2 protein-coding genes are annotated in these 939 nt (G+C 64.3%); one reads left to right on the top strand and one right to left on the bottom strand.

Annotated features, from left to right (window positions below; translation table 11 throughout):
• Positions 1 to 432 (bottom strand): phosphotransferase (locus tag A5692_RS03235; RefSeq protein WP_156765905.1); only part of this gene is annotated, 432 nt, incomplete at its 3' end.
• A 55-nt stretch (positions 433 to 487) separates the two neighbouring features.
• On the opposite strand from A5692_RS03235, the gene A5692_RS03230 reads away from it, so the two are divergent.
• Positions 488 to 939: acyl-CoA dehydrogenase family protein (locus A5692_RS03230; protein ID WP_197514338.1), on the top strand; the 452-nt coding region annotated here is incomplete at its 3' end.

The following is a 939-nucleotide window of genomic DNA, read 5'->3' as shown; positions in this document are numbered from 1 at the left end:
GAGATGGACCAGTCCGTCCACGTAGGCCATGGCCAAGTCGTGCCGCAATTCGGGATCGCCGGCGAACGGCTCGGGCAAGTCGAAACCGGGCGTGAATCCGTCGACGACGCCCATCAGCATGAATTCAGAACCAAGTACGTCGGTGTCAGCACAGTACAGCACGGGCTGCGGGTGCGGAACCGGTGTGCCTTCGAGGGCGTGCAGAATGCGCCACTCGCGGTGGGTGTTTGACGCGCTCGGGTCATTCTTCACCACGGGTGGGCGGCGCAGGACCCAGGCGTCGTCGCCGCGTGCTACGCGGAACAGTGCATTGGCGATTCCGGTGCTTGCCCCGATGCGTTCAGCCGTCAGCGGCTGACCACGGCCAGGGAGGCGGTCGCCGATCCACTCGTCGAGCCGGCCAATGTCGACAAGGTGTGCGGTGGTGGTCATCGCTCCGAAGATAGCAATCTTGACAGTGAGTGTCAATGATGGCAGGGTATGTCACATGATCGATTTCGAGCTCCCGGCGGAGATTCAGCAACTGCGTGCCCGGGTCGCCACTTTCATCGACGAGGTAGTGCTGCCGGCGGAGCCACAGATCGGCACGCGTCCCTTCTTCGACATCGTCAAGGAGGTCCAGGACAGGGCCCACGCGGAAGGGTTGTGGTGCCCCTTCGTACCGGTGCAGTACGGCGGAATGGGGTTGGGGCACTTGGCCAATGCCGTCGTGCAAGTCGAAGTGGGCCGCGCGTTCAGCCATCTGGGTGCGTGGGCGTTGAACTGCATGGGCCCACAGGACGCGACCATGCTGACCCTCATCGAGCACGGGACCGAGGAGCAGAAGCAGCGCTACCTGGTCCCGCTGGTCAACGGCGATATCCGGGTCTGCTTTGCCATGACCGAAAGAGCCGCCGGCGCCGATGCCACCGGCATGCAGACCAGCGCGGTGCGCGAGGG

The organism is Mycobacterium sp. E342, assembly GCF_001667665.1.
In the GTDB taxonomy this organism is placed as follows: domain Bacteria; phylum Actinomycetota; class Actinomycetes; order Mycobacteriales; family Mycobacteriaceae; genus Mycobacterium.
The sequence above is the reverse complement of the archived record's forward strand: the minus strand, read 5'-3'. Positions and strand labels throughout refer to the sequence as shown.